Source organism: Halorubrum persicum (assembly GCF_002727125.1).
Taxonomy (GTDB): domain Archaea; phylum Halobacteriota; class Halobacteria; order Halobacteriales; family Haloferacaceae; genus Halorubrum; species Halorubrum persicum.
The window spans coordinates 1-15,180 of sequence record NZ_NHOA01000052.1; the positions used below are offsets into that span (position 1 = coordinate 1).

At 64.7% G+C, this 15,180-nt stretch carries 13 protein-coding genes and 1 tRNA gene; 8 read left to right on the top strand and 6 right to left on the bottom strand.

Annotated features, from left to right (window positions below):
- Positions 1–494: 494 nt before the first annotated feature.
- The 5 genes from DJ69_RS17850 (at position 495) to DJ69_RS08065 (ending at position 5,077) form a co-directional block, all read left to right on the top strand.
- Positions 495–854: a hypothetical protein gene (locus DJ69_RS17850; RefSeq protein ID WP_144050407.1), complete on the top strand. Its 360-nt coding sequence runs from the start codon at positions 495–497 to the stop codon at positions 852–854.
- Between the two features lie 407 nt (positions 855–1,261).
- Positions 1,262–1,429 carry a hypothetical protein gene (locus DJ69_RS18320; protein WP_180271761.1) on the top strand — a complete coding sequence of 56 codons (168 nt, stop codon included), beginning with the start codon at positions 1,262–1,264 and terminating at the stop codon, positions 1,427–1,429.
- A 1,084-nt stretch (positions 1,430–2,513) separates the two neighbouring features.
- A complete protein-coding gene (locus tag DJ69_RS08060) occupies positions 2,514–3,821 on the top strand; it encodes a PAS domain S-box protein (RefSeq protein ID WP_449404441.1) in 1,308 nt (435 codons plus the stop codon).
- Complete coding sequence (locus DJ69_RS18800) at positions 3,755–4,255, top strand: PAS domain-containing protein (RefSeq protein ID WP_245851571.1); 501 nt, start codon at positions 3,755–3,757, stop codon at positions 4,253–4,255. The genes DJ69_RS08060 and DJ69_RS18800 overlap by 67 nt, the downstream gene beginning before the upstream one ends.
- 57 nt (positions 4,256–4,312) lie before the next feature.
- Positions 4,313–5,077, top strand: a complete 765-nt coding sequence (locus DJ69_RS08065) for a response regulator receiver protein (RefSeq protein ID WP_245851572.1) — start codon at positions 4,313–4,315, stop codon at positions 5,075–5,077.
- A 345-nt stretch (positions 5,078–5,422) separates the two neighbouring features.
- Here DJ69_RS08065 and DJ69_RS08070 read toward each other — a convergent pair whose 3' ends face one another.
- The 4 genes from DJ69_RS08070 to thrS all read right to left on the bottom strand — a co-directional run bounded on the left by DJ69_RS08070 (position 5,423) and on the right by thrS (position 10,685).
- Positions 5,423–6,142 carry a methyltransferase domain-containing protein gene (locus tag DJ69_RS08070; RefSeq protein ID WP_099255156.1) on the bottom strand — a complete coding sequence of 240 codons (720 nt, stop codon included), beginning with the start codon at positions 6,140–6,142 and terminating at the stop codon, positions 5,423–5,425.
- Positions 6,143–6,225: 83 nt separating this feature from the next.
- The gene (locus DJ69_RS08075; protein ID WP_099255157.1) at positions 6,226–7,335 is read right to left on the bottom strand and encodes a guanosine monophosphate reductase; all 1,110 of its coding nucleotides are present in this window, start codon (positions 7,333–7,335) and stop codon (positions 6,226–6,228) included.
- Between the two features lie 141 nt (positions 7,336–7,476).
- A complete protein-coding gene (locus DJ69_RS08080; RefSeq protein ID WP_099255158.1) occupies positions 7,477–8,643 on the bottom strand; it encodes a pyridoxal-phosphate-dependent aminotransferase family protein in 1,167 nt (388 codons plus the stop codon).
- 65 nt (positions 8,644–8,708) lie between these two features.
- The gene (thrS, locus tag DJ69_RS08085) at positions 8,709–10,685 is read right to left on the bottom strand and encodes a threonine--tRNA ligase (RefSeq protein ID WP_180271762.1); all 1,977 of its coding nucleotides are present in this window, start codon (positions 10,683–10,685) and stop codon (positions 8,709–8,711) included.
- Between the two features lie 175 nt (positions 10,686–10,860).
- Here thrS and DJ69_RS08090 point away from each other — a divergent pair, with 175 nt between their 5' ends.
- A complete protein-coding gene (locus tag DJ69_RS08090; protein WP_099255160.1) occupies positions 10,861–11,841 on the top strand; it encodes a PLP-dependent cysteine synthase family protein in 981 nt (326 codons plus the stop codon).
- 20 nt (positions 11,842–11,861) lie between these two features.
- On the opposite strand, the gene DJ69_RS08095 is transcribed toward DJ69_RS08090, so the two are convergent.
- Positions 11,862–12,284 (bottom strand): CoA-binding protein, encoded by a 423-nt coding sequence (locus DJ69_RS08095; protein WP_099255161.1) that lies wholly within the window; start codon positions 12,282–12,284, stop codon positions 11,862–11,864.
- Between the two features lie 99 nt (positions 12,285–12,383).
- Positions 12,384–12,986 carry an RAD55 family ATPase gene (locus tag DJ69_RS08100; protein WP_099255162.1) on the bottom strand — a complete coding sequence of 201 codons (603 nt, stop codon included), beginning with the start codon at positions 12,984–12,986 and terminating at the stop codon, positions 12,384–12,386.
- Positions 12,987–13,200: 214 nt separating this feature from the next.
- Between DJ69_RS08100 and DJ69_RS08105 the strand changes: the two genes are divergently transcribed.
- Both DJ69_RS08105 and DJ69_RS08110 read left to right on the top strand, forming a co-directional pair.
- Positions 13,201–13,275: transfer RNA gene (locus DJ69_RS08105), tRNA-Arg, on the top strand.
- Between the two features lie 612 nt (positions 13,276–13,887).
- Positions 13,888–14,886 carry an IS110 family RNA-guided transposase gene (locus DJ69_RS08110; RefSeq protein WP_099255163.1) on the top strand — a complete coding sequence of 333 codons (999 nt, stop codon included), beginning with the start codon at positions 13,888–13,890 and terminating at the stop codon, positions 14,884–14,886.
- Positions 14,887–15,180 lie beyond the last annotated feature (294 nt).

Below are 15,180 nucleotides of genomic sequence, written 5' to 3' on the forward strand. Positions count from 1 at the left end.
CATCTATTCAACACAGCAGAAGAAGAGGGTTTCAAGAGGGCCGTCTATTTGGGCCTGCTAAGTAGTGCTGAGAATCAAAACAGTACCAAAAGCAGGTATACTTCAACAGGGCAAAACGAGTTTGGGATTCTCTGTATTGAATCCCAAACTCGCACACTAACTAGACGACAGAACGCGTTTACGACCACATTGACCGGGTCTAACCAGAACGGTCTCAACGTCTCTACACCGTTCAGGTTCTGTTTTCGATCAGATCGCGGCGAACCGCGTCGCTGGCGGAACTCGCACTCGCGCGTGCGCCAGCCCCCCACCCCTCCCGCGGGATGGAGGGCGTGAACCTAGATATTTTGAACGCACGTGGATCCGCCGACCTGGAACGCCGGTACCGATAAAGTTGGACACGAATCGATTGCGTGAACAAATCATCGACAGACATTATCACTCATGTTAATAATAGAAATGATTATGTGATCGAGTGAACATAACGGGGAGACATGATCAGGCGGACATATCTCAGTGCGGTGGTAGGCGTGGTGACAGCCACAACACTTTCAGGATGTACACAGGGGGACGCAGTGCTGCACGAGACGCAGCTCTCGGCTACTTCACCGACAAAGGAGTGGGAAGTAGAATTAGAAGAGGGCAATCGAATGCGGCTCGAGGTTGAATCAACAGACGACGGTCCCGGCAGCATCGGTGGATACGTTCACCATGCTGACACAGGCGAAGAAATCGCGAGTACAAGCGACAGTCAAACGGACGAAACCTTCGAAGTGCCAACCACAGGGACATACATCGTTTCAGTCGATCCGAGAGGGGTCACGGGAGAAATCATACTCCGTGATCTGGACTGAGTCGGAAGACATTCTTTGATACCTCTGAGACTGCTTCTACCGTCATAGTGCTGACTGCATCCCCTGTATTCAGCACATGCTCAGTAAACTATCAGGGGGTGTTTCAACAGGGCACGCTCGACTGAAGCGGCGCCGCGGGACCAGTTCTGATCGGCGGTCGAGTATGTATACTTCCACTTTCAGTCCGGGTTCTGAGTACACTTTTGAAGCATACCTGTGTCGATCGGTGTATGATGAAGGCGCAGGAACTCGTTCGCAATGCCGATGGTACGATTCCCGATCCGGTCGGCTTTGACCCGTTCGAGACAATCTCGATAGAGACTCGTTACGTTAACAAAACGACGAACGCGCTCAAATTTCCGCTCGATCACGTCTACTGTCTTCACAAATCGGACTGGTGCATTAAGGTGAATCCCGATCTGGACCTGAGAGAATTGGTCATCACGAGCCATGAGACGTGGGACGAGCATCGGTTTCGGGTGACGATGCCCGACACGGTGACTGACGAGTTCTACGACCGGCTGGAGATGTACGAGAAGGTGAGCCCGGAACAGTTCGGCGTCGATCGCGAGTAACAGAATCGGTGGTCCGGCCCGCTTTCTCACAGACGGATTCCGAGTCAGGCGGTTACAAGACAGGCCGTTAGTGGGTAATATACCAAGATCCAGTAGGTAGCGCCATGAGAGGGTTTGAGAATAATCGTTAATTCTGGCGTCAGTTCGTTCCGGGTGTGATGCGCATCTGCACCTCACAGCGGCTTAATATAGCCGTGTTGCTCTCTCTTTGTCTCGGCTGATACGACGACACAATTCAACCGATTGCTCACACCACCGATTAGAGCGTCGTGTGCCGAACTAAGAACGAGTAGTTGTATTATTCAAAGAATTTCTAGCCCAAAGTCCGAAACGATGAGGTCGGCCCCGCAATCTTGGCACTCTCCTTTACTTCCTGTCTTATTCCACTCGATCTGATTGATTGCGATACGATTTGTACACCTTCTTGCGATCGTAGGTGGAGAAGACTCCGTGGAAACGACTGTCGAAGCGGCCATCGGGCCGCATCCCCGTAGATTATTTTTTTTCGGAGCCTTCTATGAATTCAAATCGTGCCCGACCCCCTCTCTGTTGACCCCACGCCCGATAGCGGCCGCTCGCTGCAGCGTTCTACGCGAAGTCCGACCCGAACGTGGCGCCGTGCGCCCCCAACGCTGACACCGTGGATCACGCGGTGTCCGCTGCGGTGTTTAAAACTGATAATTCGCGCTATACCTTTTTACCCACCTCCGGGTTCAAAATCCGTATGCAGCCTCGTGGAGAGTCAGTTCTGACGGTCGTTCACCTCGGCTCCGGCGCGGATCTGGTGCGCGAAGCGGCTGCGGAGTCGACGGTCGTCGCCGGGGCCGACCGCGTCCTGTCCGTCGAAGAGCAGCTGCCCGAAACGCCTCCACAGGACCCGGGGGACGTGCGACTGATCGTCTGTGGGCTGACGGGGTCGTTGGGCGTCGACGCCCTCGTCGGACTCCGCGAGGCGTTTCCGAACACGCCGTCGCTCGCGCTCCTCCCCGACGACGACGCGGTCGACGACGCGCTCGACGCCGGCGCAACGGACGTGTTGGTTTGCGGCGGCGACGCCGACCGATCGGCGCTGCTCGCTCGGCGGATGGACACGGTCGCCACCACGCCGGTCGAGGGGTCGCTCACCGCGAGATCGACCGAGCGCCTCCTCGACGCGATCGACGACTCGTTTTACACGCTCGACACGGACGGCACGCTTCGGCGCTGGAACAGTCGCTTCCGGGAGGTTACCGGCTACGACGACGAGGAGCTCGCCGAGATGCACGCGCTGGATTTCTTCGCGGGCGCCGACAAGGACCGGATCGCCGGAGCGATCGACACCGTGATCGAGAGCGGCAGCGCCGCGGTCGAGGTGGAACTGGTCGCGAAAGACGGGACGACGACCCCGATCGAGTACACCGGCGCGCTCGTGACCGACGCCGACGGGACGCCGCGGGGGATCGCCGGCATCGGGCGGAACGTGGCCGAGCGGCGCGAACGCGAGGACCGGCTGGTGCGTCTCCGACAGGCGGTCGAGACCGTGGTCGACAGCGCACCCCTGACGCTGTTCGAGGTCGACGCCGACGGCGCGATATCGACGGTTCGGGGAGAGACGCTTTCCCAGGGGCTCGGACGGCGAATCGCCCGCGGCGACTCCGTCACGGAGGCGTTCGCCGACCGGCCCCGGCTCCGGCGTGATATCGAGACCGCCCTCGGTGGCGAGGCGGTTCACGAACTCGTCGACATCGGCGATTCGACGCTCGAAACGTGGTTCCAGCCGGCGTTAGACGAGACCGGGACCGTCAGTCGGGTGATCTGTCTGGCGCTCGACGTGACCGAACGGGAAACCCGGGCCGGCATGCTCGATCAGATCCAGGCGAACGCCGGCGAGGTGATCTGGCTGTCCACTCCCGGGAAGGGGTCGATGGACTTCATCACCGATTCCTACGAAACCGTCTGGGGGCGCGATCCCGAGACGCTCGTCGAGAGTCCCACGTCGTTCGTCGAGGCGATCCACCCCGACGACCGCGACAGAGTCGAGGCGGCGCTGGCCGAGCAGCGCGAGACCCCCGGCGCGTACGAGGAGACGTACCGCGTGGTCCGCCCGGACGGGGAGGTCCGATGGGTCCACGACCAGTCGGCCGGCGTCTACGAGGACGGAGAGCTGACGCGCATCGTCGGGATCGCGAGCGACATCACCGTTCGGAAACGGCGCGAACAGGAGCTGCGGCTGAAGAACCGCGTCGTCGAGACCGCACCCGTCGGGATCGCGATCCACGAGCGGGCCGGAGAGGCGGCCCCGATCACGTACGTCAACGATCGGTTCGAGTCGACCACGGGCTACGAGTGTGCTACCGTCGCCGGCGAGNNCTCGCCGGGCCCGACACGGACACCGACCGCCTCCAGCCGATAGCGACGGCGATCGAGGCGGGCGAACGCCGCAGCGAGACCCTCGTTCTCTACCGGGCGGACGGGACGCCCTTCTGGGGCCGCGTCGACGTCGCACCCGTCGTCGACGCCGACGGGGAAGTGACCCACGCCGTCAGCTTCGTTCAGGACGTAACCGAGTCCAAAGAGCACGAACAGGAGATCGAGCGACATCTCGCGGAGTTCGGCGAAGTGCTCGCCGAGGACCTCGGCGTTCCGCTGCGGGAGGCGAAGCGACGCCTGGACGCCGCGGCCGACGGCGGGTCGGAAACGGAGCTCCGCCGGGCGGAACGGTCGGTGGAGACCGCCGTCTCGCTCGTCGAGGACCTCGCGACGGTCCACTCGTTCTCGGTCGAATCGCGGCAGCTCTCGGAATCGATGCGCGAATCGGCGCCGACGCCGACCAGTCACGATGAGTGAGGCGACGGGACCGCGAGCCGGGGTCGCCCCCCGCCCCGCGGTGGGTGGGTGATCCCCGTGGAGCTGCCGGCGTCGGAGGTCGTCATCTGCGAGACGAACAAGACGAGGGCGGACCTCTACGGGCTCTGGCTCGACGACTACGATCCGCGCCGGGCGCTGACGACCGCGCAGTTCGCCGAGGCGTTCGACGCCGGGGTCGCGGTCGTCGTGTTGGACGGGGCGTTCGGCGACGGCGAAGCCGAAGCGGTCCTGGACACGGTCCGGTCGGGGGCCTCCCACTGTCGCGTGCTCGGGATCCGAGAGCGATCGAACACGGGGCCTGCCCCGGCGTACGACCGGAATATCGAACGACCCGTGTTCGAGACGGAGCTGGCGGAGTGCGTCGAGACGCTGTTTCACCGGGCGAACTACCACCTGCTGCTCGATCAGTACTACCGGACCACGGTGTTGGTCTCGGCGTACGAGTGGCAGGGCAGCAGCGACGGACGCGACAACGAGCGGTACGAGCGCCTGCGAGATCGGGCAGCGCGGCTCGAGGGGTACCTGAACGGCCTTCGCCCGCGGATGAGCGACGAGGATGTCCGCGCCGTCGCGGACGGGATCACGGTCACCGGTGTCGACGACACCGACGACGGACCGTCGATCGAGAGCAAGTACCGCCCGGACGAGTGTGCGCGGTGCGGCCGAGACTGGACCGGGGGGGCCGACGGCGAGGCACCGACGGTGAAGCTGGCGGCGTACGTGTGGCGGTGTGACGACTGCGGTCACGTGGATATGCGCGCGGATCCGAATCACCGACACGTCACCTCGTTCAGACGCTGACCGGCGAGAGCCCGGCCGCTCGCGGGTCGCCGAATGAGCTCGTCGTGCACCGCGGCGTGAGTCCTTTATGCAGTCTGCCGACGACGGTGCCTGCATGTCGACTCTCGACGACGCGACGGCGCACGCGCTCGCGGAGCGTGGCGGCGAGCGCCCGCCCTCACCCCTCGGCGTCCTCGAGCCGCGCGCCGCACTCCGGGCAGACCTCGTCGGCGCGAGAGACCGCGAGGTCGCATTCCGAACAGAATCGACGGTCGCAGGCCGGGTCGCCCATACCCGTTCGTCCGCTCGGCCGCCTCATAACTCCGACGGAGGGGGAGCTCCCCACAATAGCACGCCGAGGCCCGCCTACCGCTTTCGCAGCGCGGCCCGGTAATGCGGTCCGTCCCCGGTCCCGCTGCGATCGATCGCGTCGACCTCCCACCTCGTTCCGAGCGCCGCTTCGCGGAGCCGGTCCGGGGAGAACAGCCTGAAGTGGAGCGTCGGGTCGGTCGTGCCGGCGTACGAGAACCACATGACGCGGTGCGCGAGCCCGGGCGTCGGATCCCCGCGGTATCCGAGGAGCGCCGTCGCCTCGGGGTGTGACGGATCGTAACAGTCGACCACGGCGGTCGCGTCGGGCGTCGTCACGAACGCGAGATCACCGAGAAACGCCGAGAGCCCGCCCATCGACCCGGACAGTCCGATCTGCGTGCCGATCGCGAGCGCCGACGCGAACCGGTCGCGCTCGAACGCGTCTCGGAGGGCGAACATGTCGCCTTCGCGAGCGTCCTCGACGCCGCGGTCGCGCATCGTCTCCACGAGCGCCGGGCTGGTCTCGACGGCGACCGTCTCGAACCGCTCTTGCGCCCACAGCGCGTGGCGACCCGCCCCGGCACCGAGGTCGACGACCGGCCCCTCGAGCCGCGACGCTAACCACGATCCGGCGTCGCTCTCGGGGTCGAACGCGTCGAAGTAGAACGCCTCGATCGGATGCTCGCGCGTCTCCTCGCCGTCGCCCTGCCTGAGCGGGTCGGTCCGGTCGCCGCGGTGGTGATCGCGGACCGCGCGTCCGAAGGCATCGGTCATGCACCGACGGTATCCGTCGGGCGTGAAAAGCTATCCGTGGGGGCGCCTCACATTCACATCCCCGCAGTTATCCACTCGACACCTCAGTCGTCGCTCTCGGCGGCCGGCCCGCCGGTCGAGTCCGCGACTCGCTTCGTCTCGCTGTCCACGCTGATCCCCTCCCAGTCGTCGTCGGTGTGGAACCCCTCGCGTTCCTTCGCCCCGGGCGCGACCCGGATGAACTCGGCTCGGTCGCGGGCCTGCTCGATCGTGTGCCCGCCGCAGTACGAGAGCCCCGAGCGGATCCCCTGACAGAACTCCCCTGCGACCGTCGCGACCGGGCCCTTGTACGGCGTCAGCGCCTCGACGCCCTCGTCGGCGCCCACGTCGGCTCCCTTGTCGTCGCGCTCCTCCGCGGCGGCGGTCGTCGCCATCCCGCGCGAGCGCTTGTACCGCGTCCCGTCGACCTCGACGACCGCACCAGGCGCCTCCTCCGTCCCGGCGAAGAGGCTTCCGAGCATGACGGTGTCGGCGCCCGCCATCAGCGCCTTCACCGCGTCGCCGGAGGTGCGGATCCCGCCGTCGGCGCAGATCGTCACGTCAAGCTCCTCCGCCGCCGTCGCGCAGTCGTCGACCGCGGTCAGCTGTGGGACGCCGGCGCCGGCGACCTTCCGCGTGGTGCAGTGGGAGCCCGGACCGATCCCGACCTTCACGCAGTCGGCGCCGGCCGCCGCGAGGTCCTCGACGCCGGCGGGCGTGGCGACGTTCCCGGCGATCAGGTCCGTCTCCGGGAACTCGTCGTCGAGGCGCTCGACCGCGGCGACGGTCCGGTCCATGTGCCCGTGCGCGACGTCGACGACGAGGGCGTCCACGCCCGCGGCGACCAGTTTCGCGCTCCGGGCCACGTAGTCTTCGTCGATGCCGACTGCGGCGCCCACCTGCTCGCCCGCAGCGGCCACGTCTTCGACCTGCGCCGCCTGCTCGTCGGCGGTAAGGAAGCGGTGGAGCACGCCGAGGCCGCCGGCACGAGAGAGTTCGATCGCCAGTTCCGCCTCGGTGACGGTGTCCATCGCCGCCGAGACCAGCGGCGTCTCCAGTTCGACGCCCGGCGTGAGCCGGGTCGATAGGTCCACCTCGCTCCGGCTGTCGACCGGCGACCGCTGCGGGACGAGCAGCACGTCGCCGTAGCTCAGTCCGGTTCGTAGATCGTTCATACCCTTAGCGAGGAGAGAGACGCTCACTGATAAATCTCTCGGCGGGCGGTGGACGAGGCGGCAGTCGTGGTCGGTGGTCGGCAGTCGTGGTCGGTGGTCGGCAGTTCGGACCCACCGCGGCCCCTCTGTGACCCGAACCGCTCAGAACCCCTGCTCCGCCAGCGCGTCCTCCAGCGCCGCGAGGACGTACTCGACGTTCTTCGGGCGGGCGGAGTAGCCCATGCAGCCGATCCTCCAGATGTCGCCCTCGAGGTCGCCCAGTCCGGACGCAATCTCCAGGTCGTACTCTGCAAGGAGGTGGTCGATGACGGCGCCGTCGTCGATCCCGTCGGGCACCCGCACCGCGTTCAGGCTCGGGAGCCAGTACTCGTCGGGAGCGTTCATCTCGAGGCCTAACTCCTGCAGGCCCGCCTTCAGATCGCCGGCGACCTCTCGATGGCGCGCCCACCGCGCTTCGATCCCCTCCTCGGCGACGAGCCGAAGCGCCTCGCGGAGCGCGTACACGTTCGTGATCGGCGCGGTGTGGTGGTACGCGCGGTCCTCGCCCCAGTAGCCCTCCAACAGCGAGAGGTCGAGGTACCACGACCGGGGCTGTTCGTCCCGGTCGAGCACCTTGTCCATCGCGCGGTCGTTGAGGGTGAGCGGGCTCGCGCCGGGCGGACACGAGAGGCACTTCTGCGGGCCCGAGTAGGCCACGTCGATGTCCCACTCGTCGACCCGCAGTTCGACGCCGCCGAGCGAGGTGACGGAGTCGGCGATCACGAACGCGTCGTGGTCGTGCGCGATATCGGTCAGTTCGGGGACGTTCGGCTGGAGGACCCCGGTCGAGGTCTCCGCGTGGACGAAGCCGAACACGTCCGGCTGGTGCTCGTCGAACGCGCGCTCAACGTCGACGGGATCGAGGGGTTCTCCCCACGGGGCGTCGATCTCGACGACCTCGCCGCCCGCGCGCTCCGCCATCGACTTCATCCGCCCGCCGAAGTAGCCGTTCGTGGGGACCAACATCGTGTCGCCCGGCTCGACGAGGTTGCCGACGGCCGCCTCCATCGACGCCGACCCCGTCCCCGACACCGGGATCGTCCACTGGTTGTCGGTCCGGAACGTGTAGCGCAGCAGTTCCTGAACCTCGTTCATGATCTCGACGAACGAGGGGTCGAGGTGGCCGACCAGCGGCGTGCTCATGGCCTTCAACACGCGGGGATGGACGTCGCTCGGCCCCGGCCCCATCAGCGTCCGGTCCGGCGGCGTCAGCTCGCCCACGTCCGGTACGTCGTTCTCGCGCTCGGTCAGCACGGATGTGTCACCCATGGAGGGGGGTATCCAGAGGAGCGCCAAAAACACGACGGAACCCGCCGGTCAGTGAGTCGGACGGGTTAGCTCTCGTCGACGAAGTCCGGCTCCGTCCGCTTCGCGTCGCGCTCGTCGGCGAGGTGATCGACGAACGCGTCGAGGTCGACGTCGCCGCGCTGGTTCTCGAAGCGGTCGCGGACCGAGACGGTCCCCGCCTCCTGCTCGTCGTCGCCGACGATGACCATGTACGGGAGGCGGTCGTCGTGGCCCGCCCGGATCTTGCGGCCGACCGTCCAGTCGCGGTCCTCGACCTCGACGCGGAAGCCGGCGTCCTCCAGCTCGTTTTTCACGCGGTGCGCGTAGCCGAGCGTCTCGTCGGAGACGGGGAGGATGCGGACCTGCTCGGGCGCGAGCCACAGCGGGAAGTCGCCGTCGAAGTGCTCGATGAGCACCATGAAGAAGCGCTCGTAGCTCCCGTACAGCGCGCGGTGGATCATCACCGGCTGGTGGTCCTCGTTGTCCTCGCCCGTGTAGGTCAGATCGAACCGGTCGGGCATGTTGAAGTCGAGCTGGACCGTCGGCCCGTCCCAGACGCGCCCCAGCGCGTCCTCGAAGCCGAAGTCGATCTTCGGGCCGTAGAAGGCGCCGTCGCCGGGCTCGACGTCGTAGTCGTAGCCGCCGGATTCGAGCACGTCGCGGAGCTGTTCCTCCGCGGACTCCCAGATCTCGTCGCCGCCGACGGACTTCTCGGGACGGGTCGCCAGCGCGACCTCCACGTCGAGGTCGAGCGTCTCGACGACCTCGAAGATCATCTCGATCACCGACTCGATCTCCTGCCGGATCTGGTCGGGGCGGACGAACAGATGGCCGTCGTCGATGGTGAACGACCAGACGCGCGAGAGCCCCGAGAGCTCGCCGCGCTGCTCTTTCCGGTACACCTTCCCGTTCTCGAAGTAGCGCTGCGGGAGGTCCCGGTACGACCACGACTGCTGGTCGAAGATCGTCGCGTGGCCCGGGCAGTTCATCGGCTTGAGCCCGTACTCCTCGTCGTTCACGTCGAGGAGGAACATGTCGTCCTTGTAGTTCTCGTAGTGCCCGGATTTCTTCCACAGCTCGGTCCGGAACACGTGGGGCGTCTCGACCTCCTCGTAGCCGTGGTCGCGGTTGAGCTCGTTCGCGAAGTCGGACAGCTCGCGGAGCACGGTCTTCCCCGGCGGGTGGTACAGCGGGAGGCCGGGGCCGGTCACCGTCGGGATCGAGAAGAGGTTCATCTCCTGCCCGATCTTCCGGTGGTCGCGCTCTAACGCCTCCTCGCGCAGCTCCAGGTGCTCTTCGAGGTCGGACTCCGAGGCGAACGCCGTCCCGTACACGCGAGTGAGCGTGTCGTTGTCCTCGTCGCCGCGCCAGTAGGCGGCCGAGACCTCCAACAGGGTCGCGGCGCCGACCTCGCCGGTCGACTCGACGTGGGGGCCCTGACAGAGGTCTCGCCAGCCGTCCTGCACGTAGAAGGTGACCTCCTCGTCGTCGGCCTCCTCGTCGAGGATCTGCTGTTTGTACTCATTGTCGGCGTAGATCTCCTTGGCCTCCTCGCGGGACCGAACCTCGCGCTCGATGTCGTAGTCGGCCTCGATGATGTCGTCCATCTCGTCTTCGATGGCGTCGAGATCGCCCTCGTCGAGGTCCACGTCGGTCACGTCGTAGTAGAAGCCGTCGTCGGTCGGGGGACCGATCGTGAGGGTCGCCTGCGGGTAGAGCCGCTGGAGCGCCTGTGCGAAGACGTGAGCCGCGGAGTGGCGCAACACCGTCAGGTACTCGTCGGACTGGTCCGTGACGATCTCGATCCGCGCGCCGTCGTGGACTTCGGCGTGCTTTTCGACGAGTTCGCCGTCGATCTTCCCCGCGACCGTGTCGCGACCGAGCCCGGGGCCGATCTCGAAGGCCACGTCTTCGACTGTCGCCCCCGCCGGAACGTCCAGCTCTGATCCGTCCGGAAGGACGACCGTCACGTCGGCCTGCGCATCGGTCTCGCTCATACCTCTTCGGAACCGGACGAGGGGCATAAGTTTGTTCGATCCCCGTCACTCGCTCACGTCCGCGGTCCGATCCGTTTTTCTCACACCGGTGATCGCCCGTATCGGACCCCCGGACCGCGGCAACGCCCGCCGAAGTCGGGGGGCGGAGGCCGCCCTACCGCTCATGGAAACACCGAAAAGGGCCGGCAACGATTGCGGGAATATGACGACCCATCGGGAGCCCCTGTCGTCGGTGTTGGAGACGATCGGGGAGACGCCGCTCGTCCGGGTGCACGACTCCCCGGACGAGGTACCGGTGTACGCGAAGCTGGAGTCGTTCAACCCCGGTGCGAGCATCAAGGACCGCATCGGGAAATACATGCTCGAACGCATGCTGGAACGCGGCGACGTCGGAGCGGGCGGCACCGTGGTCGAGCCGACCGCCGGCAACACCGGGATCGGGCTGGCCGTCGCGGCGAACCAGCTGGGCCTGAACGCGGTGTTCGTCGTCCCCGAGCGGTTCTCCGTGGAGAAACAGCAGCTGATGCGCGCGCTCGGCGCCGAGGTTGTCAACACCCCGAGCGAGGACGGGATGGGGTTCGCCATCGGCCGCGCCCACGAGATCGCCGACGAGCTCGACGACGCCGTGGTCCCCCAGCAGTTCTCGAACCCGCTCAACGCCGAGGCGCACTACGCCACCACCGCCCCCGAGATCGGCGACGCGCTCGACGACGAGGTCGGCGCCGTCGTCGCCGGCTGCGGGACGGGCGGGACGCTGATGGGGATGGCCCGCTACTTCCGTGACCGCCACCCCGACACCCACGTCGTCGCCGTCGAGCCCGCCGGCTCCGCGTACCGCGAGTTCCTCGGCCAGGACGTGGAACACGAGGAGTACAAGACCGAGGGGATCGGCACTCACGACATCGAGCGGAACGAGCTGTTCGACCCGGAACTCGTCGACGATATCCGCTCCATCCCCGACCGCGAGGTCCACGAAGAGATGGGTCGACTCGCCGCCGAAGAGGGACAGCTGGTCGCCTCCTCCGCGGCCGCGAACGCGATCGCGGCCAAGCGGGTCGCTCGCGGGATCCGCGACGGCGCGATCGACGCCCCCTACGAGACGGTCGCCACCGTGTTCCCCGACTCCTCGGAGCGATACCTCTCGAAGGGCGTGTACCGATCCTTCGAGGAATGGGAGGGGTAGCGCGGCGCCCGGCGCCGCCGTTACCCGCGCAGTCGCCCGTGTTCGACCTTCATACAGCGGTCTTGGACGACGTCGATCCCGTCTGCCTCCGCCGCCGCGGCCGCCTCGTCGTGGCTGATCCCTAACTGCAGCCACGCGGCGCCCGCGTCGCCGCGCTCCGCGTGTCGCTCGCGTACGGCGTCGAGTATCTCCGGCACCTCCTCGCTCGGGCGAAACACGTTCACGATGTCCACGTCGGCCTCGACAGCGGCCAGCTCGTCGTACGCCGGCTCCCCGAGCACCTCGTCTGCGAAGGGGTTCACCGGAATCACGCGGTAGCCGTGGCGCTGGAGGTACGCCGGCACGTCGTGTGCGGCCTTCCCGGATGTCGTCGAACAGCCGACCACGGCGATCGTGTCGGCGTCGAGCAGTTCATCGAGGCTCTCGTCGTCGGTGAGGGGCATGAGTGTGCGTACGCGAGCGCGAAGCGTAAAGAATTCGGAAACCTCGGTACTGACACCCCACCGTACCAGCGGTCCGATACCTGACCCTCTCTCCGGGCCTCAGGGCAGCCGGATCTCGGGTTCGCCGTCTTCGGGGACGGTGATGACGCCGTCGAAGAGCTGTTTGAGGGTGTTCATCGCCTTCTCGTCGTGGGAGGTCGAGTCGATGCTGAACAGCCCGAGCCCGTTCACGCTCTGGATCCGTCCGGTAAACACGTGGAGAAAGCGGAACACCGTCTGGAGGTCAGAGTACATCAACAGCGTCGACAGCGAGTGGACCATCACGCGGTTCTGTTCGATCCCCCGGTCGCCGAACGCCTGCAGGAACTCTGAGAGCTTGATCCCGATGCCCGTCATGTCCACGGGCGACGAGGCGTACTTGATCCGGTCGGACTCGCGCGCGTCGTTGACGCCCTGCTGGCGGGTGACGCAGTCGACGACGGCAACCGGCTTCCCCTCGTACGGCGTCCGTTTCTGGTAATCTTTCAGGACGCGGTCGGCACCGTCCTTCGTGGTGACGACGATCGAACCGTCGCCGCGTTCGGTCCCCGCTGCCAACAGGTCCATCATCAGCGACCGCTTCCCGGTGAGCGGCGGTCCGGTGAGAAGGAGGTTCGTCCCGGGTTCAACCTCCTCGTCGAAGTGTGGCCTCAGGTCATACATGGGCGTACCTCAGCGACGACGGAACCGACTCGGGCCACTCGTTCGGCAGTGACGCCGTGCGACCAAGACACATCTACTAGGGAAACCATGCTGGCTCCCGATAATATTCTTTTTGATCGCCCGTGGATCCGAGATCGCCGACATCGACTTCATCCGGTCCATACCGATTCCGAATCGCGGGACTTAACATCCTCACCGAAGTAGCGAGTCGTACGGGCGCTTAGCTCAGTCTGGATAGAGTGCTTGGCTTCGGACCAAGCTGTCGCGGGTTCAAATCCTGCAGCGCCCATTCGTTTTCCGAACGATTAGAATCCGACAGACAGCGGCGGGTCGTTTATAAAAAGACCCCCGGTGCGCGGATTTGATTTCGTTCGGTTATCGAACGATTCTGAAATACGGCGATGCTGTCCTGCGGTTCGCTACATCTAAAGGGCACGTGAAGGATAAAAAATCGACCGGGATATATCAGTCAAAATATATTTTTTAGGAGTGCTCTTACGCAGATTGGCGGAGAATATCAGCGACAAATCAGTCAAAGAGTCCATGAGTTGGTTCCCTGGGAACTGTCTAGTTCTGCACCCTCTCAACTGGCACCCTTTCATCGAGAACTTGGTACGGTCGTTGATGATTAGAGGGGGTGATACGCATCTTGAGAATGCGAAAGAAACTGCTGTGTTGACTCGATGGAAACGCTGCTACCCTAGCAGAGCGTGAAACAAGACATGGGGCGCAAGAGACCGATCGCTATTCCGTGCCTTCGAGCACGTCGTGTTGACTGGTCCGTGTGCGAAAGGAGCCGAGTCATGGGCGTGACAGCCCGTATGCCGCGCCCCGCGGCATCCGGGAAAGCCCGAATAGGTGAATCTCTGCTTCACGCACTGGCGTCCCGGGTGAACGAACCATGTACCTCGGAATCGACATCCACAAACGGTACGCACAGGTGGCAGTGATGGATGAGGCTGGAGAGATCGTCGAAGAGGTTCGCGTCGAGAACGCGAACCTCGACGACCTCGCCCAGCGGTACGCCGGCGCACAAGCCGTGCTTGAGGCGACCTCCAACTACTACCACATCCACGATATGCTGTCGGAGCACTTGGATGTGACTGTCGCTCATCCGAAAAAGATCAACCAGATCGCAGACACCGACAAGAAAACCGACCGCGTGGACGCCAAAGAGCTCGCGCGGATGTTACGGTTGAACTCGGTGCCTGAAAGCTACGTTCCGACCGAGGAAGTGAGGGAAGCCCGCGCACTCGTGCGCGGGCGACAGACCCTGGTCGAAAACCGTACCAAGTACGCCAACAAGGTCCATGGACTCCTCTCCGATCACGGCATCACCGAAGACGTGAAACCGCTAACCGTGGAGGGACGAGAGTCCCTGCGGGGACTCTCGATCCCGACTCCGTTCGACACGCTGCTCGAGTCGTACCTCGACCTGATTGAGTCGCTCACCGATGAAATTCAGAAGCTTGATCAGACCATCGAAGAGAGCGCTGGGTCTCTGAAGGAGACCCAGCTGCTCATGACGATTCCCGGTGTGAGTTACTTTACGGCGCTGACGATCTACGCGGAGTTAGGTGGGATCGACCGGTTTGACGGTGACAAGCAGGTCGTCAGTTACGTCGGACTGAACCCAGTGATCCGCGAGTCAGGCGACTCGCGGATCGAAGGGAGCATCTCAAAACGTGGATCTGGTCGGGTGAGATGGTTGCTCGTCCAAGCAGCAAACACCGCAGTCCATACCTGTAACGACGAGTATCTGAGCCGGTTCTATGACAGATTAGCAAGCCGGAAGAACTCACAGAAAGCAATCGTGGCAGCAGCTCGGAAGATGCTGGTGTCGATCTACCACATGCTTGATCGGGGAGAAGCGTATGATCCACCGGGTGTGACCGCATAGACGAGGAATCTGAGGGCCGCCGGTCCGGCGGCCCTCAGTGGTCGGCCGAGGCCCTCCGTGAGCGTCAGCTATCGTCAGACAGCGACCGCACCGCAGACACGTTCCAACCGCCTGCCGGTTGTGAGAACAGAAGATCTCCGGACGGCGTAACCATTTTGTCGCTAGCCGTGGTTTGCCCGGGTAGCAGCGTTTCCATAGGTGAATAGCGATCTAATCGGCTAATATCGCGGAGTAGAAGGACGAAGCCGAGGAAATCGATTCTGTCCATGGAAGTCGATCTCCTCGACTTCGTTG

Coding starts and splice junctions, on each gene's coding strand:
- DJ69_RS17850 (WP_144050407.1), top strand. CDS start 495: ATGATCAGGCGGACATATCTCAGTGCGGTGGTAGGCGTGGTGACAGCC.
- DJ69_RS08100 (WP_099255162.1), bottom strand. CDS start 12,986: ATGTATGACCTGAGGCCACACTTCGACGAGGAGGTTGAACCCGGGACG.
- DJ69_RS08110 (WP_099255163.1), top strand. CDS start 13,888: ATGTACCTCGGAATCGACATCCACAAACGGTACGCACAGGTGGCAGTG.
- DJ69_RS08070 (WP_099255156.1), bottom strand. CDS start 6,142: ATGACCGATGCCTTCGGACGCGCGGTCCGCGATCACCACCGCGGCGAC.
- DJ69_RS08075 (WP_099255157.1), bottom strand. CDS start 7,335: ATGAACGATCTACGAACCGGACTGAGCTACGGCGACGTGCTGCTCGTC.
- DJ69_RS08095 (WP_099255161.1), bottom strand. CDS start 12,284: ATGCCCCTCACCGACGACGAGAGCCTCGATGAACTGCTCGACGCCGAC.
- DJ69_RS08080 (WP_099255158.1), bottom strand. CDS start 8,643: ATGGGTGACACATCCGTGCTGACCGAGCGCGAGAACGACGTACCGGAC.
- thrS (WP_180271762.1), bottom strand. CDS start 10,685: ATGCCCCTCGTCCGGTTCCGAAGAGGTATGAGCGAGACCGATGCGCAG.
- DJ69_RS08090 (WP_099255160.1), top strand. CDS start 10,861: ATGACGACCCATCGGGAGCCCCTGTCGTCGGTGTTGGAGACGATCGGG.